Source organism: Acidobacteriota bacterium (assembly GCA_020853395.1).
In the GTDB taxonomy this organism is placed as follows: Bacteria; Acidobacteriota; Vicinamibacteria; order Vicinamibacterales; family SCN-69-37; genus JADYYY01.
The window spans coordinates 74,154-95,674 of record JADYYY010000005.1; the positions used below are offsets into that span (position 1 = coordinate 74,154).

23 protein-coding genes are annotated in these 21,521 nt (G+C 69.7%); 10 read left to right on the forward strand and 13 right to left on the reverse strand.

The annotated features are described in order from the left end of the window. Positions 1-55: 55 nt before the first annotated feature. Positions 56-490 (reverse strand): DUF5615 family PIN-like protein, encoded by a 435-nt coding sequence (locus IT184_04530; GenBank protein MCC7008059.1) that lies wholly within the window; start codon positions 488-490, stop codon positions 56-58. A 42-nt stretch (positions 491-532) separates the two neighbouring features. Further along, a complete protein-coding gene (locus IT184_04535; GenBank protein ID MCC7008060.1) occupies positions 533-1,741 on the reverse strand; it encodes a deoxyhypusine synthase in 1,209 nt (402 codons plus the stop codon). Between the two features lie 22 nt (positions 1,742-1,763). Here IT184_04535 and IT184_04540 point away from each other — a divergent pair, with 22 nt between their 5' ends. Continuing rightward, on the forward strand, positions 1,764-2,171 hold the full coding sequence (locus IT184_04540; GenBank protein MCC7008061.1) for a hypothetical protein: 408 nt from the start codon (positions 1,764-1,766) through the stop codon (positions 2,169-2,171). Here IT184_04540 and IT184_04545 read toward each other — a convergent pair. The 4 genes from IT184_04545 to IT184_04560 all read right to left on the reverse strand — a co-directional run bounded on the left by IT184_04545 (position 2,153) and on the right by IT184_04560 (position 5,833). After that, the gene (locus tag IT184_04545) at positions 2,153-2,917 is read right to left on the reverse strand and encodes an enoyl-ACP reductase (GenBank protein ID MCC7008062.1); all 765 of its coding nucleotides are present in this window, start codon (positions 2,915-2,917) and stop codon (positions 2,153-2,155) included. The genes IT184_04540 and IT184_04545 overlap by 19 nt on opposite strands. 20 nt (positions 2,918-2,937) lie before the next feature. Continuing rightward, a complete protein-coding gene (locus tag IT184_04550; protein MCC7008063.1) occupies positions 2,938-3,555 on the reverse strand; it encodes a hypothetical protein in 618 nt (205 codons plus the stop codon). Positions 3,556-3,752: 197 nt separating this feature from the next. Further along, a complete protein-coding gene (locus IT184_04555; GenBank protein MCC7008064.1) occupies positions 3,753-5,060 on the reverse strand; it encodes a PDZ domain-containing protein in 1,308 nt (435 codons plus the stop codon). Then, positions 5,057-5,833, reverse strand: coding sequence for a hypothetical protein (locus IT184_04560; protein ID MCC7008065.1), 777 nt, complete (start codon positions 5,831-5,833; stop codon positions 5,057-5,059). The genes IT184_04555 and IT184_04560 overlap by 4 nt, the downstream gene beginning before the upstream one ends. A 61-nt stretch (positions 5,834-5,894) precedes the next feature. Between IT184_04560 and IT184_04565 the strand changes: the two genes are divergently transcribed. Further along, positions 5,895-6,113, forward strand: coding sequence for a hypothetical protein (locus tag IT184_04565; GenBank protein ID MCC7008066.1), 219 nt, complete (start codon positions 5,895-5,897; stop codon positions 6,111-6,113). Between the two features lie 234 nt (positions 6,114-6,347). Here IT184_04565 and IT184_04570 read toward each other — a convergent pair whose 3' ends face one another. The 6 genes from IT184_04570 to IT184_04595 all read right to left on the reverse strand — a co-directional run bounded on the left by IT184_04570 (position 6,348) and on the right by IT184_04595 (position 11,951). Further along, positions 6,348-7,469: a DGQHR domain-containing protein gene (locus IT184_04570; GenBank protein ID MCC7008067.1), complete on the reverse strand. Its 1,122-nt coding sequence runs from the start codon at positions 7,467-7,469 to the stop codon at positions 6,348-6,350. 156 nt (positions 7,470-7,625) lie between these two features. Further along, positions 7,626-8,669, reverse strand: coding sequence for a DUF1624 domain-containing protein (locus tag IT184_04575; GenBank protein MCC7008068.1), 1,044 nt, complete (start codon positions 8,667-8,669; stop codon positions 7,626-7,628). A 24-nt stretch (positions 8,670-8,693) separates the two neighbouring features. Beyond that, positions 8,694-8,891, reverse strand: a complete 198-nt coding sequence (locus tag IT184_04580; protein MCC7008069.1) for a hypothetical protein — start codon at positions 8,889-8,891, stop codon at positions 8,694-8,696. 10 nt (positions 8,892-8,901) lie between these two features. Further along, entirely contained in the window at positions 8,902-10,917 is a 2,016-nt protein-coding gene (locus tag IT184_04585; GenBank protein ID MCC7008070.1) for a ferrous iron transporter B, read from the reverse strand. Next, the gene (locus IT184_04590; GenBank protein ID MCC7008071.1) at positions 10,917-11,141 is read right to left on the reverse strand and encodes a ferrous iron transport protein A; all 225 of its coding nucleotides are present in this window, start codon (positions 11,139-11,141) and stop codon (positions 10,917-10,919) included. The genes IT184_04585 and IT184_04590 overlap by 1 nt, the downstream gene beginning before the upstream one ends. Positions 11,142-11,279: 138 nt before the next feature. Further along, positions 11,280-11,951 carry an HAD-IA family hydrolase gene (locus tag IT184_04595; protein ID MCC7008072.1) on the reverse strand — a complete coding sequence of 224 codons (672 nt, stop codon included), beginning with the start codon at positions 11,949-11,951 and terminating at the stop codon, positions 11,280-11,282. Between the two features lie 142 nt (positions 11,952-12,093). Here IT184_04595 and IT184_04600 point away from each other — a divergent pair, with 142 nt between their 5' ends. The 8 genes from IT184_04600 (at position 12,094) to IT184_04635 (ending at position 19,967) form a co-directional block, all read left to right on the forward strand. Beyond that, positions 12,094-13,020 (forward strand): VWA domain-containing protein, encoded by a 927-nt coding sequence (locus IT184_04600; GenBank protein MCC7008073.1) that lies wholly within the window; start codon positions 12,094-12,096, stop codon positions 13,018-13,020. Positions 13,021-13,087: 67 nt separating this feature from the next. After that, entirely contained in the window at positions 13,088-14,005 is a 918-nt protein-coding gene (locus tag IT184_04605) for a TRAP transporter TatT component family protein (protein ID MCC7008074.1), read from the forward strand. Positions 14,006-14,042: 37 nt separating this feature from the next. Continuing rightward, entirely contained in the window at positions 14,043-15,068 is a 1,026-nt protein-coding gene (gene dctP / locus IT184_04610) for a TRAP transporter substrate-binding protein DctP (protein MCC7008075.1), read from the forward strand. Beyond that, positions 15,068-16,876 carry a TRAP transporter large permease subunit gene (locus tag IT184_04615; GenBank protein ID MCC7008076.1) on the forward strand — a complete coding sequence of 603 codons (1,809 nt, stop codon included), beginning with the start codon at positions 15,068-15,070 and terminating at the stop codon, positions 16,874-16,876. Before dctP ends, IT184_04615 begins: the two co-directional genes overlap by 1 nt. 9 nt (positions 16,877-16,885) lie before the next feature. After that, positions 16,886-17,494, forward strand: coding sequence for a hypothetical protein (locus IT184_04620; protein ID MCC7008077.1), 609 nt, complete (start codon positions 16,886-16,888; stop codon positions 17,492-17,494). A 22-nt stretch (positions 17,495-17,516) separates the two neighbouring features. Continuing rightward, a complete protein-coding gene (locus IT184_04625) occupies positions 17,517-18,728 on the forward strand; it encodes a tetratricopeptide repeat protein (protein MCC7008078.1) in 1,212 nt (403 codons plus the stop codon). 51 nt (positions 18,729-18,779) lie between these two features. Next, positions 18,780-19,280 (forward strand): hypothetical protein, encoded by a 501-nt coding sequence (locus tag IT184_04630; protein ID MCC7008079.1) that lies wholly within the window; start codon positions 18,780-18,782, stop codon positions 19,278-19,280. 81 nt (positions 19,281-19,361) lie between these two features. Then, complete coding sequence (locus IT184_04635; protein MCC7008080.1) at positions 19,362-19,967, forward strand: hypothetical protein; 606 nt, start codon at positions 19,362-19,364, stop codon at positions 19,965-19,967. Positions 19,968-20,050: 83 nt separating this feature from the next. On the opposite strand, the gene IT184_04640 is transcribed toward IT184_04635, so the two are convergent. Next, positions 20,051-21,505 (reverse strand): mechanosensitive ion channel, encoded by a 1,455-nt coding sequence (locus IT184_04640; GenBank protein MCC7008081.1) that lies wholly within the window; start codon positions 21,503-21,505, stop codon positions 20,051-20,053. Positions 21,506-21,521: the final 16 nt, after the last annotated feature.

A 21,521-nucleotide genomic window follows, 5' to 3' on the forward strand; every position in this document is an offset into this window, starting at 1 on the left:
CGGACGCGGCACGAGCCGAGCGAGCGCGCGCGCCCGCGCGGACAGCGACCCAAGGTCACGCGCCTTTCGGAATCTGGATCACGACGTCCGGCGTGAGCTCCAGCTTCCGGCCGCGCAACGGCTGGACCACGCTCGGTGCCGCGCGAAACACCTCGCGATCGACGTACCGGAGGATCCGGCCGATCCCGCGCTCGTCCGGCGCGGAGCACACGATCAGCCCGGGGCTCAGCGACGGCGGAAACCGCAGGTCGTCGACGAAATCGCGATCCAGCGTGATGAGCGTACGGGCCAGCTCGTAGGCGCGTACGAAGTGGTCACGATCGGATGCCCGGCGCAGGCGGGCGTCCTCGAGCACGAAGAGCACGTCCCACCCGAGCTCCTGCCGCATCAGCGTCACGCTGCCGAGCGGCACGTTGGCGTCGACGTACACGCGCGGCGCGGACCGCCACGCGGCTGCGAACGGCTGCAGCTCCGATGCGAGGGTGCCCATGGGCCGGCTCCTCATCCAGCCGCGCGTCGCCGGGCGCGCGGCTCACGAACGACGGGGCTCGGTCGGCTTCCGCGCCGCCGAGCGGCGCCTCTCCCGCGTCTTCTTGCGATCCTGCGGCGCGGCCGACGGCGACGGCCGTACCGGCCTGGCCGCCGCGCCCTGACGCCGCAGCTCGGCCACGAGCGCCTGGCGCTTCGCGTACAGGTTCTTGCGCTTGCGCGTGCCGTGCCGGCTGCCGAGCGCGTACTCACAGAACAACGGAAACGCGATCGTCGAATCGCAGTACGCCACGACCGTGTCGGGCAGCACGCCGGGATTCACCTTGCCCCAGCTCACGGCTTCGGACGGCGTCGCGCCGGACAGCCCGCCCCAGACCACCTGATCCGTCGTCAACTGGATGAAGAAGTCGTTGCCGCCTTTCGGGATGCCGTACACCTCCCAGAGCGTCGGCTGTCCCTGCAGGTAGAAGTTCTTCGGCGACCCTCCGCCGAGGATCACGCAGCCGTTCTTCTTGCCGTTCAGGATGATCGCGCAGACCTCGTTGACGTCGAGGTTCGGATCCATCATCAGCGTGCCGCCGGTCATCAGCTCGTGCCACGCGACGTTCATCCCGATCGAGCTGTCGCCGGGCGACGAGGTGTAGATGGGCACGCCGAGCTTCGCGGCGCGCGCCACGACCGAGTGCTCTTCACAGCCGGGCCGGCGCGCCAGCAGATCCTGCCCGAGCCGGTAGTGGAACTCGGACGTCGACATCGGGCCGGTCATCCCCGAGCGCACGAGGAAGTCGCGAATGTAGGCGTCCGTCTCGAGCAGCACGGTGGCCGGGAACAGCACGTCGTAGATGCGGATCACCCCGGCGCGGTACAGCTCGCGATCGTCGAGGAACGGCGAGCCGCGTCGCAGCGTGAAGTTCAGCGCGTAGTGCAGATCGTGGTAGAGGTTCGCCCCCGTGCTGATGATGAAGTCGATGAGCCCGTGCTCGATCATCTCGATCACGCAGCCGCCCAACCCGGCCGGCGTGAGCGCGCCGGCCATCGTCAAGCCGATGGTCGTGTCGTTCTTCGGCGCGAGCATCTTGTCCGCGAAGATGCGGCACGCCTCCGAGAGACGGCCGGCGTTGAATGCCTGGAACCCCTGATCGATCAGCCGGGTGATGGCCGGGTCACCGCCTGGCCGGTAGTAGGTGATGGGTTGACCAGTGAGGTACTGACGCGGGCCGCGCGCTGGCGACCCCGGGGCTCGATGCGGCACGGTTCAGCTTACCATCTGCTGCATGGACCCTTCGGTCACGATCGCCGTCGCCCTCCTCGTCCCGATCGCGCTGGCGATCGCCATCGCGTACCGCAAGGGACGACGGCTCCCGGGGGCGCACGTGTTCCGCGCGAGCCGGCTGAGCAAAGGCAACCGCGTGTTTCCCGCGCAGGTGCTCGTGACCCCCGACAGCATCACGCTGTACCAGCCGCAATGGGTCGGCAGGATCGAGGAGTCCATCCACATCGCGCACGTCTCGTCGATCCGGATCGACACGAACCTCGTGTTCTCGGATGTGTTCATCGAGACGACCGGCGGCCACAGCCCGATCGTCTGCCACGGACACACGAAGGGCGATGCGGTGAAGATGAAAGCGCTGATCGAGAAGTTCCAGACGGAGCGCTACGGGCGTCAGACGCCCATGGCGTGATAGCCGCCGTCCACGATCAGGACCTCGCCCGTGACGGCACGGCCGGCCGGACTCAGCAGGAACACCGCGGCGTCGGCGACTTCCTCGGCCTCGACCGTGCGCCTGAGCGGCGCGCGATCCCGGTACGTCTGCAGGATCGACGAGAACCCGGCGATGCCGGATGCGGCGAGCGTCTTGATCGGCCCGGCCGAGATCGCGTTGACGCGGATGTTGCGGGCGCCGAGATCCGCGGCGAGGTAACGGACCGACGATTCGAGCGCGGCTTTCGCGACGCCCATGACGTTGTAGTTGGGGAACACGCGCTCAGCGCCCAGATAGCTGAGCGTCAGGATGCTGCCGCTCTGCTGCCGCTCCATGAGCGGGGCCGCGCGCCGCGCCAGGGCGACGAGCGAGTACGCGCTGACGTCGAGCGCCTTGCGGAAGCCTTCCCGCGACGTCTCGACGAACGGCCTGGCGAGATCCTCGCGATCGGCGAACGCCGCCCCGTGCACGAGGAAGTCGAGACGTCCGTAGCGGCGATCGACGGCCTCGAACAGCGCGTCGAGCTCGGCGTCGTTCGTGACGTCGCATGGAAGAAGGAGCGGATCCGCGAGCGTGCCCGCGAGCTCGCGGACGTTCTCTTCCAGACGTGCGTTCTGGAACGTGAGCGCCACGCGCGCGCCCGCGGCCGCCGCGGCGCTGGCAATCGCCCACGAAATCGATCGCCTGTTGGCGACCCCCACGACCACGCCGACGTGGTCGGCCAGCGAAAACGACGTCACCGTCGTCAACGAGGCCGCTTCTTGTGGCGGTGCCGCCCGGGCCGCGACGGCCGGCCCTGACCGAATCCACCGGATCCACCGGCCACGTTTCCGTTCGCGTGGCCATTCGGCTGGCCGCGAAAGCGGAATCCGCGCGCCGATCGCGGCTGCGGACGCTGGTGCATGGTGAACTCGGGAATCGGACGCGGCGGCGGCGGTTCGCTGTCCGAGCGCGGCAGCGTGGCGCGAATGAGCCGCCGATGCCCTGGCCAGACCTCATGGGAGGACCCGTCGGCAGGCGGGGCTTCGTCGACCTCCTCAGCCTCCGCGTGATCCGGCTCGGACCCGGGCGCGGCGCTCGCTGACATCGGCTCAGGCTCCTCGACGGGAGGGGCGGGCGATGCCGACGGCCGATTGCCGTTCACGCCGGCAAGCACCTGATCGTACAGCTCCGAGGTCGCGGGCTTCTTCCGAAGCCGCGGTTCCCTCGCTCCTTTGTAGGGATGCTCCGTATCGCAGGTCGTACAACGGGTTTGACGTATCGCGTCTCCGACGAGGGCGACGACCGCATGGTTGGTGATGCGTCGCTCACGCGTACAGTAATCGTCCACAATGTCGCCAAGACGCAGCGGGCGCTGCTCCATTCAATTCTCCCGACAGGCCTTCGTTTCCGGTTCCTCAGGCGCCCCCGCTCTTCGATGCCGAAGAACGGACTCGAGCGCGCGATCTCCAGGGTCAGACGGACCCCGATACGGAAGGCAGCTCAATCTTGCAGGTCGTCAAAGTCTACCAACAAATCCCGGCAGAGGTCAAAGGTTCATCGACATTGGACGGCCGAGCGTCACCGGCCGTTCGCCGCCGAATCCAGCCACGCCAGCGCCGCCGCCAGCGCGGGATCGCGGCCGCCGGCCAGGCCCTCCGGCGTGAGGGGGATCTCCTCGTCGGGTACCACGCCGACGCCCTCGAGCCGCGCGCCGGTGGACGTCACGAAATCGCCAACCGCGTACATCAGCACGTCGCCATTCGGCAACTGACGCGTCGACGCCGGCAGCGCCTGCCCGGCGGTTCGCGTCCCGAACACCCGCACGCGGCCGAGGCTCTGCATCCCGCCCGCGAAACACTCGGACGCGCTCGCCGTCATGTCGTCCACGAGCAGCGCCACGGGCCCGCCGTAAGGCTCGACGCGGCGGCCGTCGCTCGTCGATCGCCTCGGGTTCGCCCGAAGCTCCAGCTCCACGCCGCGCATCTGCACGCGGCCGAGCAGCACCGGCGTCGCGACGAAGTGCCCGGCTATCCCCCGGATCATGTCGGCCAGCCCACCGGGATTGCCCCTGAGATCCAGCACGATGCCGTCGGCCTGCCGGAACCGATCGACGGCATCCGCGAACGGCTGGGCGATGGCCGCCATCCATGCCGTGAACCCGATCACGCCGGCCCGGCGTCCTGCCGGCGTTCGCGCCTCGGTCACGTCGATCCTGACCGGCAGCGCCGGCAGATTGCCGAGCGATACGACCTCGCCGCGATCCAGCTCGCGCTGAACCGCAATCGTCTCGACGTCGCCATGCGGCGTCCGGCGGGTCATCTCGACGACGGAGGCTGGCGCGCCGTGAAGCCGCCGATACACGTCCTGCCAGAGGATCAGCCGCTCTCGCCGACCGGCCGGCAACGGCGCGGACGCGCCCGGCACGGGCTGGCCATCGATCGACAGCAGCACGTCGCCCGCCTGCAGCCCGGCACGGAAGGCCGACGACGACGGATCGACGCGCGTGACGAGCGTCCCGCCATCGCTCATCCGGAAGTCGATCGACACCACCGCGGCACCCGGCCAGGATCTGCCCGCCGATCCACCGGTGATGAGCGTGAAGTGCGACCGGCCGAGCCGCTCGATCATCGCGCGAATGACGTCCCGCGCCGCCTCGGGCGTATCGGCCGCTTCGAGCTTCGGGTCGAGCTCCGCGCGCACGGCCGGCCAGTCCAGGCCGCCGAACGACGGGTCGTAGAACGTCTCGTTCACCGTCGTCCAGACGAGCTCGAACGATGCCCGGAGAGACTGTTTCCAGTCCTGGCCAGCGGCGCCGCGCATCGGCGCCGCCATCGCCGCGGCGACGATCAGAAGAGGCGCGACGCGGCGGACGCGGGCGCGCCTCACCGGCCGATCAACGCCTTCACCTCGGCGGGCGGATCGAACGCGCCGGGAGGGACCACGTCGTACTCGAAGCTGGCGATGGTCAACCGCTGCTCGAATCCGAGCGCCCGCTGCACGAACACCGTGGGCTGCACGAGCGCGCCGAACCTTCGATACTCGCGAAGCACGTTCACCATCGAGACGACGCCCTGAGCCGTCGCACGCGACGCCTCGGATCCGATCTGAAACCCGGCCTCGGCATCGAAGTACTCGATCTGCTCGCTGCCGGAGGCCAGCACGACGCGCACTCGATACGCTGGCCGTCCATCGAAGTCGATCCGGCCGGTGGTGGTCATCTCGCGCACGCGAGACGCGTCGTGCAGTTGACTGTCGAACGTGGCGTCGTCAGCCAGCTCCGAAAGCTGGCGGCCGGTCAGCAGCTCGGGGCCGGAGACGGGGCTGACGGACCATCCGACGGTGCCGTTGTAGCCGTTCTCGATGCGCCCGAGGGCCGGCACCGTGACGCGCGACAGCAGCTTTGCCGGCCGGGCGGAGAGGATCTCCAGATCGCCGGAGATCCCCTGCGCCTGGATCTCGAACTTCCCTCGCGCACGAATGGACGAGATGGCGGCGAGCGCCTTCTCACCGCCGATCGCCTGGACATGGCGGGCGACGAGATCACGCCCGGACGGGAGCGCGTCCTGGAGCTCGAGCCGTCCGGCCGCGAAAGGCGCGGCAGCCAGCAGCCCGATCAGAGCGACGATGATGGCGGCGGTGGCACGGGCGGGTGGGATCATCAGCTTTCGATTGTACGCCGGGCACCCGCGGAGTAACCTAGACGGAACGTCAGCAGGCGGCATGCTCAAAGGCTCGCGACCGGCCATCATCCATCGTATCCAGCCCGTCTCCATTCACGGTCAGATCTCGCTCGACGTGTTCTGGATCGATCCGGAAGACCCCGAAGGGGAAATTCGGCACGCGAGGGTGGGAGCCGAAGCGGCTCCCCGCAACATGGAAGCCGGAGATCGCGTCACCCTCCACTACCTCATGGGCGTCGTCACGGAAATCCGGAAGTAGAGAACGGCCGCGGCCGTACAAAAAAAGGCCCGCGTGAGCGGGCCTTTTTCGCGAACCACCTGGCTCCCCAGCTCTTCACGGCGAATGCCGCAAATTCAGGTCGTCCGCTGACAACTTCTGAGAGCAATGCGCGTGCCGTGTTCGAAGCCATGGTTCTCGAAGAGCCAGCGCGACAGCGGAGACCGATGAGCATCCCGCATGCTCACAAAGAGCACGCCGGTGCTCATCTCGGCCTCAGATCGCGCCTTCGGGGTACTGCAGGGCGAGCCTGAGCTCCTTGGCGAGCTGGTCCACGGTCGTCCGTTTCCAGGCGCCGTCGGTTTCGAATCGCAGGTCGCCGATGCGCCGGCCCCACGGCGCGATGACGCGACCGATCGCGCGAAAATCGGCGCGGTCCGCGCGCTGCTGGTCGAGGTGGCGCACGATGTCCGGCGCGACGCGGATGAAGGCCTTCAACGCGGGCGCGCTCTTGATGCTGTACTTGCGGCCGTGCCAGGCGGCATTGAAGACGACCGAGACCTGCTTGAAGTAGTTGACGAAGAACCGGCGGGCCTCCTCGCGGAACTCGTCCCCTTTCCGGCCGCCGCCGAACGCGCCGCCGACGAACAGCTTCTTCAGCTCCTGCGCCAGGGGCGCCTGGCCCACGCGGCCGCGCCCCACGCCGAGCAGCTTGATGTCGTGGTAGAGCGGCGACTCCTCGCGCTCGTTCAGCGCGCGCACCACGTCGTGCGCCGCCGCGAGGTTCTCGTCGCGATAGAGCTGGCGGCCCGAGAGCGACACGAGGTGCGAGGCATTGAGCCGCGTGTGCTTGGCGTTGATCGTCACGAACATCTGGACGAGGTGGTCTTCAGGGAGCCGATCGAAGATCACGGCAGGCACGGTGAAGGTCTCGCCGTCGAAGCGTTCCAGCCCGGCGTGGAGCGCCAACAACCGGTGCTGCCCATCGATCGCGCGCAAGATGCCCTCGCGCTCGGGGACCTTGAGCGTGCCGAGCGCGTCCTGCCCCGGCAGCGGCTCGAACTTCAGCACCTCGTCGCAGGAGATGATGACGGCTCCCGGAATCGACGGCAGGTCCTGCGCCTGCCGGCACTGCTCGTAGTACTCGATGAGCTCGTCGATCTTGCGGCGGATGATCTGACGCTGGTACGCCTTCTCGCTCGAGGCAATCCGTCGTTCCAGCAGATCCCAGTGGACCTTCGACGACCGGCGGCTGCCGCGGATGGCCACCCCGCTCCCCTGATCGCCGTAGCTCAGCACTTCGAACCTGACCAGCTTGTCGATGTCCTTGGCCGTCAACGAGGCCTGGTAGAACTGCACGCCAAACTGCTGCATCCGGAGCGCGGCGACGCTGATCATAAGCAGCCGGAATCCTTTCGTGGTCTGGAAGAACGGCCGAGGGGCGGCGTTCGGGGATTGTAAGGGCCGGACGCGCGCAATCTCAAGCGAGCGGACCGTCGCTCCGCGCCACGACGGGCCGGAAACGAAAGTCCAGCGAATTCGCGTGACCGCCGCTCAGACGGGCGCCGCCATGTGGGCGGGAATCCACCGCGCGCCGGCCGGTCGCCGAGCCCAAACGCCCGCCAGCCCGGCCATCGACCACACCACCGCGGCATAGCCGATGAGCGCCGCGCCCAGCCCGAGCGTGTGGTGAAGCGGGTAGCTGAAAATCCCATAGGCCAGCTCGACGTGCACCCAGTACACGAAGAGCGAGGTCTGCCCGAAGAGAACCAGCAGACCGTGGCCTTGCCCCGGGGCCCACGCGACCACCGCGCGGGCCACCACGAGCATCAGCGCCATCGCGCCCGTGCGCCACAGAAAGGCGATGGCGTCGAAGAACCAGCGGTCGGGCGCAGGCCTCAGCCACAGCGTCAGGCCGACGCCCCCGGCGAGCATCAGGGCCGCGGCGACACCGATCGGGCGCAGGACGGCTTCGCCCGCCAGCGACAGCCACTCGCCGATCGCCGCGCCGGCCAGCACGTAGGCGAGCGGCGGAAACAGGCTGAACACGCCGTAGTTCCCCACGGGCCGGACGTACGCCTCCAGCCGCGGGTGGAGCAGCGACGGCCACCACCACGTCTCTGCCCACGGGGCCATCAGCCCGACGATGGCGACGGCCGGAACGATCATCCAGATCACGATGCCGCGAGCACCGAGGCTCTGGCGCCAGACGATCGCGGTCAGCACGAGGCCCAGCCCGAGGATGTTCAGGATGTCGGGCTTCAGGATCGCGTTCCAACTGCCGTTGGCGTTGAGGAGGAACGACTGCACGCGGAACAGGTGCGCGAGGCCGAAGATCTGCCACCCGCGGCGCTGCAGCATCCGCGAGGCGCCGCTGCGGTCGAGCCCGCGCGCCATCCTCGCTCGCGCCGCGAGCGGCACCGACAGCCCGGCGAGAAACAGGAAGAGCGGCGCGGCCCAGCCGGCGAGAAACGCGACGGCCGCGAACGCGACGCCGTCCCGTCCGTCGCGCACGGTCCAGGCATCGGCGACGTGCCACAGGATCATGCACAGCACGGCGACGCCGCGGAGCCAGTCGATGTAGAGCCGTCGTCTCACGAGGCGGGGACGCCGGAGCGCGAGCTAGCGGGGCTTGAAGGGCGTGATGAACGTGACCGGCTGAACAGCGTCGCGCTGGCGGCGACGAGCCGCCGCGGCGGCGCCGCAGTTCGGGCACGGCGGTGTGTCGGCCCGGCGCTTCCGGACGTACGGCCGCAGCAGCACGAGCAGCGCGAAGCCCGCCACGATGGTCACGACCACGACCTCCAGCAGATCGCTCATGCGCGTGCTCCTATGATACGCCCGCGAACCTCAAGCCTTGATACGCGACGAACGCCACGCCGTAGGCCAGCACCGTCATGTAGCCGAGCTGGAGCGCAGCCCACTTGATGTCGCCGGTCTCGCGCCGCGTGACCGCCAGCGTCGGCAGGCATTGCATGGCGAGCACGAAGAACACGAGCAGGCTCGTGGCCGTCGCGGCCGTGAAGACGGGCGTGCCGTCGGCGCGCTCGGCCGATCGAATGCGTGCGATCACTCCCTGGTCGTTCACGTCGTCGTTGGCGTCGCCGAGCAGCACGGACATGGTGGAGACGAAGACCTCGCGCGCGAGAAAGCTCGTGAGCACGCCGACGGTGAGCTGCCAGTCGTATCCGAGCGGCGCGAACACCGGCTGGATGGTCCGGCCGATCCGTCCGGCGAAGCTGCCAGTCTGCGTGGCGCGCGCCATCAGCACGTCGGCCTCGGCGTTCAGGCTCGCTGCTTCGTCGGCGGTCGCCGCGGCGGCGGCTTGCGTGCGCAGCGCCTCGACGTCCGCCGTCGGCGCGGTGCGCGGGAACGTGTTGAGCCACCACATCACGATGCAGATCGCCATGATGGCCGTGCCGGCCGTCTTCAAGAACGCCAACCCCTGATCGCGAGCGGCGATCAGCGCGTTCAGCAGCGAGGGCGCCTTGTAGGACGGCAGCTCGAGGATCATCGGTCGCGCGCGGCCGCGCAGCACGGTGCGCCGGAAGAGGAGCGCGCTCAGCAGCGCCGCGCCGGCGCCAAGCGCGTAGCAGCCGGCGAACGCGAGGCCCGCCCGCAACGGATCGCCGGCGAAGAGCAGCGACGTGAGCAGCACGTACACCGGGAGCCGCGCCGAGCAGCTCATGAACGGCGCGACCAGGATCGTCGCGAGCCGATCGCGCCGATCGGGAATGAGCCGGGTGGCCATGATCCCGGGCAGCGCGCAGGCATGCGCCGTCAAGAGCGGCACGAACGCGTGTCCGGGCAAGCCGAACCGGCAGAGCACGCGATCCATGACGAACGCGGCGCGCGCGAGATACCCGGTGTCCTCGAGCAGGCTGATCAGGAAGAACAGCAGGCAGATCTGCGGCAGGAACACGACCGTACCGGCGATGCCGCCGATGATGCCCTCGGCGACCAGGTCGTGGACCAGCCCGGGCGGAAACGTCCGGCCGGCAAGATCGCCAAGCTCGGCGAACGTGGCCTCGATGAGATCCATCGGCACGGTGGCGAGCGCGAACAGCGTCCAGAACAGCCCGATCATCACGCCGCCGAACACGAGCAGGCCCAGCACCGGGTGCGTGAACGCCTTGTCGAGCCGCTCGGTCAGGGTGTCACTGGCCGAGCCGACGGCACCCGCGCCGCCGACACTCTCCTCGACGACCTCTTCCGCCCATCTCGTGAGATCCGCACTGGTAGCCGCCGGCGAGACGGCCGCGGCCTTCATGCCTTCGCCGCGCAACACGCGCGCGATCTCTTTCTGGATCGCATCGATCCCCGTCCCGCGCCGCGCCACCACGGGCACGACCGGACAGCCGAGCCGGGCCGACAGCCGCGCCGTATCGAGGCTCAGGCCGCGCCGCTGCGCGAGGTCCACCATGTTCAACGCGACGATCACCGGCAGCCCGTATCCGAGCAGCTCGCCGGCGAGCACGAGGTTGCGCGTCAGGTTGCACGCGTCGACGACGACGAGCACGGCGTCGGGCTGCTGCGCGCCGACGCCCCGAAGGACGTCGCGCACGATCCTCGCCTCCGGGACGTCGAGGCTCAGCTCGTACAGCCCCGGCAGGTCGACGATGTCCGCGGCATCGCCGCCGATGGCGGCGCGCCCGACACGCACGGCCGTCGTCGTGCCTGGGTAGTTCGACGTCTTGGCCCGCACGCCGCAGAGCCGATTGAAGAGCGTCGTCTTGCCGGTGTTGGGATTGCCGATGAGGGCAATGCGAGGCTGCCGCGCGCGAAGCTCATCAGCGCCCGCGGCCTGACCGACGTCAGGCTCGCAGTGCGCGGCGGTGGAAGGCATCAGCTCGGCTCTTGCGGCACGACCATGATCCCGTCTGCGACGGCTCTCGACAGCCCGATGCGGGTGGCCCGCACCTGGACGATACAGGGCTCACCGACCTTGCAGATGCGCATGACACAGTGATCGGTGAGGCCAATCGCGCGCAGCAGGGCGCAATCCTGCGGGCTCAGCGCCGCGCAGTGCAGGCGCGCGGTCTGTCCCGCCATGAGGTCCGACAGCCGCACCGCTGGACTCGGTCCGGCAACGACGCGATCGACTGGGATAGGCTGGCCGGGGAGTTCGAGCACGAGGTCCTCTGAAGCCCGCAAAGGAGACAGTTCTCGTTAGGCGCTGTTCGAGCATATGCCACCAAATGCGACCGGTCAAGTCGGGTTTTGGCGAAGCGCCCTATCGATCGCCGGCGCGAGATCCTGCGGCGACCACGCTTCCAGCTCACCGGCGCGCAGCGCGAGAGGCTCCCGCAGATGCCCGAAGCCGTATCGGGCCGCGACCACGGCCGCACCCGCCGCCCTGGCGGTTTCGACGTCGATCATGGAGTCGCCGACACAGACCGTCCGTGCCGCCGCCGTGCCGTGCTGCGCGATTAGATGACGAAGGCCGGCCGGATCGGGCTTGCGCGCGAAGCCGGAGTCGCCGCCGACCACCTGTGGAAACATCGAGGCGAGGTCGAACGCGGCCAGGATCCGGCGTGACAGCCCTTCCGGCTTGTTCGTCAGCAGCGCCAGCGAGCTCCGCGCGGCGAGCGCACGCAGGACCTCGACGATGCCGTCGTACGGCCGCGTGTGCACGATCAGCCGATCGCCGTAGATCGCCAGGAACCGTTGCAGCGCCGGCTCGAGGTCGGTCTCCACGCCGGCGGCCGCGAGCACGCGGCCGACGAGTTGCCGCGCGCCGTCGCCGACCATGCCCGCAACCGCGTCGACGGCGAGCGGTGGCGCACCGTAGGTGGCGAGCAGCCGATTGGCGCTATCTGCCAGGTCCCGGCGCGAGTCGATGATCGTGCCGTCCAGATCGAACACGACCAGCGGAGCCATCGATCCAGCGTATCAGCCGGCCGCGGCCGCCACTTGCATCGTCGAAGTGCCAGAATGGTCTGGATCTTTTTCCGGCGCCGGCACCACCGGCGGCGATAGGCTACACGCCGCCGGACGCCGTGCTCCCAGGTCTCTCAGTGCCATGAACCGTCTGCTGCCGCTGCTCTCCGCGCTTCTGCTGCTCGTGGCCACACGGCCGTCCGCCCAGAATCAGGGCGTCTTTCGCAGCTCGGCCCGCACGGTCGCCGTCTACGCGACCGTCGTGGACGGCTCCGGGCGCCTCGTGCCCGACCTCGAGGAGAAGCACTTCGAGGTCTACGACAACGGCCGGCTCCGCGCGCTCAACGTGTTCAAGAGCGACGTGCAGCCGGTCACGGTCGTCATCATGCTCGACACGAGCGGCAGCATGACGCTCAATCTCGACCTGCTGAAAGCCGCGGCCGAGCGCTTCGTGCTGCGGCTGCTGCCGGCCGACCGCGCCAAGGTGGGCAGCTTCTCCGACAAGATCATCATCAGCCCGGCCTTCAGCAGCAACCGCGACGCGCTCGTCCGCGTGATCTACAACGACATCCAGTACGGCAACCCGACGTTCCTCTGGGATGCCATCGACGCCAGCATGGACGCGCTCTCGGGCGAGACCGGCCGGCGCGTCGTGCTCGTCTTCACCGACGGCGAAGACGAGCGGAGCGAGCGCACGAACTTCGACGGCGTGATCTCGCGCGCGCAGGCCGAGGACTTCATGATCTACGCCATCGGCCTGCAGAGCGAGATCCCGGCGCTGCGGCGGACGACGCGACCGGACCGGAATCTGCGGCGCCTCGCGGACGTCACCGGCGGAGGGTACTTCGAGCTCACGCGCGCCGCCGATCTCAACAGCACCTTCACGCGGGTCGCCGACGAGCTGCATCGCCAGTACGTCCTCGGGTTCGAGGCCGATCAGCTCGACGGCGTGATGCACAAGCTCGAGGTGCGGGTGAAGGTGCCGGGCATGACCGCGCGCGCCCGCAAGAGCTACCTGGCGCAGCCGACCGACGCGGCCGAAGCGCCGGCCGCCGGCCGCACGCGCTGAGCTGCGCGGACGCCAGCGCCCCGCGCGCGTTTGGCGAAATCCCGGCCTTCCGATAGTGTCTTGAACGATGCCGGCCGGGACGTCTCGCTTCCGCTTCGCGGCCATTGCCGCCACGGCCGCGTTGCTCGCCGCCTGCTCACCGAAGACCTGGGCCGTCAAGACCGTGGCGAGCACGCTCTCGAAGAGCGGCGACGTCTTCTCGCGCGACAACGACCCCGATCTCATCCGCGACGCGATCCCGTTCGCCCTCAAGCTGTACGAGTCGCTGCTCGAGTCGGTGCCGCGCCACGCGCCGCTGCTCGTCTCGACGTGCACGGGGTTCACGCAGTACGCGTACGCGTTCGTCGAGACCGACGCCGAAGTGCTCGGCCAGGCGCACCACGACGAGAGCAAGGCGCTGCGCGACCGGGCGCTGAACCTCTACCTGCGCGGCCGTGACTATTGCCTGCGCGCGCTCGAGGTGCGTTTTCCCGGCATCGGCCAGCAACTGCTCGCCGACCCGGTGCCGGCGCTCGCCAAGGCCGAGCCGCGCGACGTCGAGATGCTCTACTGGTCGGCGGCCTCCTGGGGCGCGGCCATCTCGCTGGGTCTCGATCGGCCGGAGCTGGCGATCGATTTCCCTGCCGTGCGGGCGCTCGCCGAGCGGGCGCTCGCGCTCGACGAGGGCTGGCAGCACGGGGCCGTGCACGAGCTGATGATCTCGCTCGACAGCCTGCCTGAGGCGCTCGGCGGCAATCCCGCGCGCGCCCGCGAGCACTTCGCCCGGGCCATCGCGCTGCAGCAGGGCCGCTCGCCGGGTCCGTACGTCGCGCTGGCGAACGGCGTCGCCGTGCCGGCGCAGGACCGCGCGGAGTTCGAATCGCTGCTCAAACAGGCGCTCGCGGTCGATCCCGACCAGGAACCGTCCGCGCGCCTCGCCACGTTGATCACGAAACGCCGTGCCCAGGCGCTGCTCGATCAAATCGACACGAAGTTCGCCCGCTAGCGGCGGCTCCGTCGTGCTGAATGGAGGACGTTGCCCGATGTCTGCCCTGAAGTGTTCCCTCGTCATGCTCGCCGCCGTCGCCGTGCTGGCCGCGCCGGTCGCCGCGCGGGCTCCGATCACGATCAAGCTCGCCACGCAGGCGCCGGTCAATTCGGCCTGGCACAAGGCGCTGCTCGACATGGGCGCCGCCTGGGACGCGAAGACGAGCGGACGCGTCAAGCTGACGGTCTACGCCGGCGGCACGCAGGGCGACGAGCTGTCCACGATCCGGATGATGCGCCCGGGCGTCGACCAGTTGCAGGCCAACCTGCTCATGGTCACGGGCCTGAGCCAGATCGACAACAGCTTCGACGTCTTCGGGATGCCGTTCTTCTTCGAAAGCGACGCGGAGGCGACGCAGGTCCAGCAGAAGCTCTCGCCCGTGCTCGAGCAGCGGCTGGACGCGAAGGGCTTCCGGCTGCTCGCCTGGGGCAGCGGCGGCTGGGTACAGCTCTTCTCGAAGAAGCCGCTCCGCTCGCTCGACGACGTCAAGGCCGCCAAGCTCTTCACCAGCCAGGGCGACGACAAGTCCGTCCAGTGGTACAAGGCGAACGGCTTCCATCCGGTGGCGCTCTCGGCCAACGACATCCCGACGCAGTTGAAGCTGACGACCGGCATGATCGACGCGGCGCCCACGCCACCGTACCCGGCGCTCGTGCTGCAGATCTTCCGTGACGCCAAGTACATGCTCGACGTGCGCGTCGCGCCGCTCTTCGGCGCGCTCGTCATCAGCAAGTCCGCCTTGGCCAAGATCGACGCGGCCGACCAGCAGGCCGTCGCGGCCGCCGCGAAGGCGTTCGAGCAGCGCGTGATGGCAGACGCGCCGAAGCTCGACGCCGATTCGGTGGCGACCATGAAGACGCGCGGCCTGACGGTGACGACGCTGGACGCGAAGGGCACGGCGGAGTTCCGGACGGCCGCCGACAAGCTCGTCGCGACCATGCGCGGCGACATGGTGCCGGCCGACGTCTACGATCTCGCCGTGCGCGAGCGGGAGGCTTTCCGCAAGACCAAAGGCAAGTGATGCGCGCGCACGCCGTCCGGGCCGAGAACCTCGTGGCGACGCTCGCGCTCGGCGGCATCATGCTGCTGCCGCTCGGCGAGATCGCGCTCCGATCGCTCTTTCACACCGGCATCCCGGGCGCCGCGCCGTTCGCGCAGCACCTGACGCTCTGGGTCGGCCTCGTGGGCGGTGCGATCGCCGCCCGCGAAGGCAAGCTCCTCACGCTCGCGACCGGCGAGTTCCTGCCGGACGCCATCGCGCCGCTCGCCCGCGTGCTCGGCGCCTTCGCAGGCGCCGCCGTCGCCGCCATGTTCGCCGCGGGCGGCTGGGCGCTCGTCTCGATCGAGCGTGAGGCCGGCGACGTCATCGCGGCGAACGTGCCGGTCTGGCTCGCACAGGTGGTCTTCCCGATCGGCTTCGGGCTGATCGCCGCCCGCCTCGCCTGGCGCGCCTCCGCGGACTGGCTGGGCCGGCTCGCCGCCGCGCTCGGCATTGCGCTCGGCCTCGTCGTCGCGCAACATCCCGAGTGGCTCGAAGGGCGCGCGCTCTGGCCGTGGATCGCACTGCTCGTGGCTGGTGGCATCGTCGGCGCGCCGATCTTCGCGCTGCTCGGCGGGATCGCGATGGTCGGGTTCTTCACGGACGGCAGCCGTCCCGTCGTGCCGTTGATCAAGGCGTACGAAGAGCTGACGTCGCCGTCGGCGAACCTCGCGGCCATCCCCCTCTTCACGCTCACCGGCTTCCTGCTCGCCGAAGGCCGCGCCTCCGAGCGGCTGCTCCGCGCGCTGCGCGCCCTCGTCGGCTGGATGCCGGGCGGCACCGCGGTGGCCGCGGCGACGCTCTGCGCCTTCTTCACGCTCTTCACCGGCGGGTCGGGCGTGACGATCCTCGCGCTCGGCGGTCTGCTGCTGCCGGCGCTGCTCCGCGAGGGCTACCCGGAGCGATTCTCGATCGGCCTGCTCACCGCCTCCGGCTCGCTCGGCCTGCTGTTCCCGCTCTCGGTCCCGCTCATCCTGTACGGCATCGTCGCGCAGAACGTCGCGATCGAAGATCTCTTCCTGGGCGGCCTGCTGCCTGGCCTGTTGATGCTGGGCCTGATCGGCGCGTGGGGCGTGCGGCAAGCGATTCGATCGGGCGCGCGGCGGTCGCCGTTCCGTGTCGCAGAGATGGCCGGAGCCTTGTGGGAGGCGAAGTGGGAGCTGCTGCTGCCGATCGTCGTGCTGACGGCGCTCCTCGGTGGATACGCGACGCCGTCGGAGTCGGCCGCGCTCGCGGCGCTCTACGCGCTCGTCGTCCAGCGCTTCGTCCATCGCGATCTGCCGACGGGCGGCGACGTGCTGCGTGTCGCCAGCGACTCGATCGCGCTCGTCGGCAGCGTGCTGCTCATCCTCGCGGTGGCGGTCGGCCTGACGAACTACCTCGTCAACGCGCAGATTCCGACGCTGCTGATCGACTGGACGCAGGCGCACGTCCAGTCGCGCGGCTGGTTCCTGCTCGGCCTCAACGTCTTCCTCCTGCTCGTCGGCACCGTGATGGACATCTTCTCGGCCATCGTCGTGGTCGTGCCGCTCATCATCCCGCTCGCGCAGATCTACGACATCGATCTCGTGCACCTCGGCGTGATCTTCATCGCCAATCTCGAGCTGGGCTACCTGCACCCGCCGCTCGGCCTGAACCTGCTGCTCGCCTCGGTCCGCTTTCGCAAGCCCGTGCTCGAGGTGATGTGGGCGACGATGCCGATGCTCGGCATCCTGGCGCTGGGCGTCCTGCTGATCACCTACGTCCCGTGGATCACGCTCGGGCTGCTGCATTGGCTGGGCCGAGGCTAAACTAGCTCCATGTCCCGAGTTGGCCTTGGCGCCGTCCTGGCGCTGGCCGCCGTCGCCTGCGGCGGCCGCACGGCGTCTGCCCCTCCCACCGAGACGGCGGTGCCGGACAGCGCGCAGGCCGTCGCTGCGCCACCGCCGGCCATCGTCCCCCAGGTGCTGCCCATCGCCGACGCGCCTGCCGTTCGACCCGTGGAGTTCCAGCGGCTCGTCGCGCTGCTGCCCGTCGTGGAGGGGTGGTCGCGCACCGACGATCACGCTGAGCAGATCGCCGGCCCCGTGCCCGCAGCGCGCGCCGAAGCGAAGTACGAACGTGCCGGCGTGCACGTCGAGCTGGCGCTGGCCGACTCGGCAAGAGACCCGCTGAGGCTGAGCCCGCTCGCGGTGTTCCTGGCGCCCGGCTACTCGGAGCGATTCGGCGACGAATTCAGGCGCGCGGTGCAGATCGACGGCCAGCCCGGCTTCGAGGAGTGGCAGGAACCGGCGCGGCGGGCCACCGTGACGCTCGTCGTCGCCGGCCGATTCATCGTCCGCGCCGCCGGCTACGGCGTCCGCGGCCTCGCCCCGGTGACACGGCTCGTCCGCGCGGTCGACGTGAGAGCGCTCGCGGCGTTGAGGTGACGATTCGGCTGGCCTTTCCCCAATGAAGCAGGCGCTGCTCGCCGGCGTGATCGTGCTGCTGATCGCCGCGCCTTCGGTCCGTGGCGGGACCAATCCGTCGAGCGTCCTCGACGGCCGCATCGCGGCGTGCTTTCGCGACGCGTTCAATCTCGATCGGGCCGAAGCGCTCGCCGAGGCGCACGCGATCGTCGCGGCCTTCCCCGACGAGCCGCGCGCCCATCGCGCGCTCGCCGCCGTCGTCTGGCTCGACGTGATCTTCCAGCGCGGCGCCGTCACGGTCGATCACTACATGGGCGGCGTGACGAAGTCGCAGCTCTCGCTGCCCAAACCGTCTCCGGCCCTCGACGCGGAGTTCAGACAGGCAATCGATCGGGCGGTGGCGCTGGCGAACGCCAGGCTGCGCGCCGCACCGCGCGACGTGCAGGCGCGCTACGACCTCGGCTCGGCCTACGGGCTGCTCGCGTCGTACCAGGCGTCGGTGGAAGGCAGCATGGCCTCCGCCTTCCTCACGGCACGCCGGGCGTTCGACGCGCAGGAGGACGTGCTCGAGCGCGATCCGGCCATGAAAGCGGCGGGCGTCGTCGTCGGCACCTACCGGTACGTCGTGGCCGGCCTGGGCCTGCCGTCGCGCATGTTCGCCTACATGCTCGGGTTCGGCGGCGACAAGCAGCGTGGGATCGCGCTCATCGAGTCGGCGGCACAGGACGCCACGGCGCACGTCGAGGCCACGCTCGCCCTCGTGCTGATCTACAGCCGCGAGGGCCGGCATGCCGACGCCGTCCGGCTGCTCCACGGGCTGGCAGCCGAGTACCCGCGCAACCGCATCCTGGTGCTCGAGGAAGGGTCGGCGCTGCTGCGCGCGGGCCGTCAGGCCGAGGGCGAGGCCCAGCTCACCCGCGGCCTCGAGATGTTCGAGCGCGATCCTCGGCCGAAGATCCCGGGCGAGCGCGCGCTGTGGCTCTACAAACGCGGCCTCGCCCGCACGAATCTTCGCCATCTCGCCGACGCCGCCGCGGATCTGCACGCGGCGCTCGACAGCGGGCCGGAGAACTGGGTCCGAGGTCGAATCCGGCTGGCGCTCGGCAGGGTGTCCGAGATGCGCGGGCAGCGCCCGCAAGCGATCGCCAGCTACGAGACCGCGCGCACCATCTGCGGCGCGGCGAACGACCCGCTGTGCGTGGCCGACGCCAACCGCGCGCTCGAGGCGAAGCCTGCCCAGGCTGCGCGCCCCTGATTTCGACCTGGATGGACCCTATCGGCGGCTGTTCCGTATAGCAGGGGAGAGATGGCATCGCGCAAGACCTGGATCTGGGCCATCGTCGCGGTGCTCGGCGCGCTGCTCGTCGTGCTCATCGCCGCGGCCGGCACGGGTCTCTACTTCGTGTCACGCCACATCGCGACCGAGCACACGACGAGCGCCGACGCGCTTCGATCGTTCGACGCGGTCACGGCCTCGCTGCCCAACCCGCAGCCGATCTTCGAGCTGGGCGACGACGAGCGCCCGCGCGCGGTGCGCCCGCTGTCCGAGTTGCCGACGTCGCCGACGCGGCCCGAGACGCTGCGCCTGCTCGCGTGGGATCCCGATGGCGAACGGTTGATCCGCGCGTCGCTGCCGTTGTGGATGATCCGCTTCGGCAGGGGCCGCATGCGCGTCGGCAAGGATCGCCGTCCGCTCGATCTCGATCGTCTCGAGCTCGACAGCGAGGAGCTCCAACGTATCGGCCCCGCGCTCCTGTTCGATGTCCGCGACCACGACGGCAGCCGTCTCCTGCTCTGGACGGACTAGCGCCGCGAGCTCGATCGAAACTCAGCGATTCCCGCCGCTCGCGTGGCGCACCTCTTGCACTCTGACCGCGCGGAGGTCGTCATGCGTCTGCTCTCATCGCTCGTCATCGCTGGCGCGCTGTCCGTCATGTTCCCGGCCCTGTCGCACGCGCAGGCCCCGTGGACCACGGGCCGTTCGGTGCCGTACGACCAGGGATTCGAACGAGGCCAACGGGCAGGCGCCGACGATGCGCGTCGCGGCGATCGATATGACTACACCGACGAGTCCGATTACCGGCGGGCCGATGCGGGCTATCGCAGCCAGTACGGCGACCGGCAGCGGTATCGAGAGAGCTTTCGCAGCGGCTTCGAGGCCGGGTATCGCAGCGCCTACGGCCCTGGCTACGGCGGCCGCTCCGGCGGCGGATATGGCGGCGGCCACGGCGATCCGGCGTTCGATCGCGGCTACAACGACGGCTATGAGGCCGGCCTCGACGACGGCCGTGACCGCCGCCGGCCGGATCCGATTTCGGAGGGCCGCTACCGCAGCGCCGATCGCGGCTACAGCCGGATCTACGGCTCGCGCGATGCGTACAAGAACCGGTACCGCGTGGCGTTCCGTCAGGGCTACGAGCGCGGGTACGCCGACGCGCGGCGGTACGACCGGCGCGATCGCGGTTGGGGCTTCCTGTTCGGTTTCGGGCGGTGATCGCGCGTCCACGTTCGGACGCGCGCGCTGGGCCGGAGCGACGGCGGTGGAACTCGCGCGGTCGAGCGTCGAGCGCCGGCGGGCTACACGAGCCCGAAGAACTTCCGCATGCGGTCTCTGAGGGAGTGCTTCGAGGTCGTCACGATGGCGGCGACCGCGGCGCGTGACTGATCGAGCTCACGACGCCGTTCGGCGGCCGGGCTGGCGAGCAGGTCGATCACCTCGGGATGCGCCGTCACGTAGTCTCTGAACACGGCGCCGCTGATCTCGAGCACGCTGCAGTCGCCGGCGGCCGACACGGTCGCGGTGCGCGGCTCACCGGTGAGCAGCGACATCTCGCCGAAGTAACCCCCCTCGGCAATCCGCGCGACCTCGTGTCCTTTCTCGATCGTGACCGACACGCGCCCCTTGCACACGACGAACATCGACGAGCCGGGCGCGCCTTCGGCGACGATCACCTCGCCGGCACCGAACAGCCGCTCGATCGATCCCGCAGCCAGCGCGCGGCATCCCTCGATCGGCAGCGACGAGAACACGGGCACTCGAGCGATCAGCCCGACGAAGCGCTCGATACGGCTCGCGGCGGCTTCGGTCGTCTCCTGCCGCGAGTACTCGATCTGGATGGGGAACGGGATCTCGATGCCGCGGCGGGCGAACTCGTAGTAGATCGCGCGCCTGACGCCATCCTTCGAGACCTCGTCGAGCGAGTAGTCGTCGATCCAGAAGCGCACGCGATAGGTGATCGCGGAGGCGGCGAAGTCGTACGTCAGCACGTCGGGCTTCGGCGCGGCCAGCACGTGAGGCGCCCGCGCGATGGCCGCGAAGAGCGCTTCCCGCACCTCGTTCGGCGGCGTCGCGTAGGCCGCGCCGACTTCGACGAACAGCCGCGTGGGAGCGGCCGGCTCCGTGTAGTTGTTGATCGCTTCGCGCGCCACGACGTTGTTCGGCAGGATCACGAGGTTGCCGGCCTTCGTCCAGATCTTGGTCGCGCGCCACGTGACCTCGGCGACGCGCCCCTCGAATCCCGCGACCGACACCCAGTGGCCGACCCTGAACGGCTTCTCGGTCTGAATCGCCAAGCCCGCGAACGCGTTGCCCAGCGTCTCCTGCAGCGCGAACCCGAGCACTGCCGCCGCGATCGCCGACGCCGTGAAGGCCTTCGCATCCTCCTGGTAGAAGACCATCCCGGCGAACAGGAAGAGCCCGATCACGAGCGCGTCCTGGACGATGGCGGGCGCGCGATCGCGGACGCGATCCGCGAACCAGGGATTGAAGGCGAGCGTGACGGCACCGTTGATGACGGCCAGCGCCAGCAGCAGCTTCTCGGCCGTCAGCAGGCGCGCGGCCGTCTGAGCCGACATCCGGAAGAGCCGATACTCGGTGGCGACGTGCACGGCCGTGACGGCGACGAGCACGAGCACCGTGAACAGCATCCGCTTCCGGATGACCCGGTTGCGGATGAGCAGGATCGAGAGCACCGCCACCACGCCCAGCGCGAGGACGCTGAGCAGGTGCTCGGCCCCGTGGACGTCGGTCATACCCGGACCACCGGCG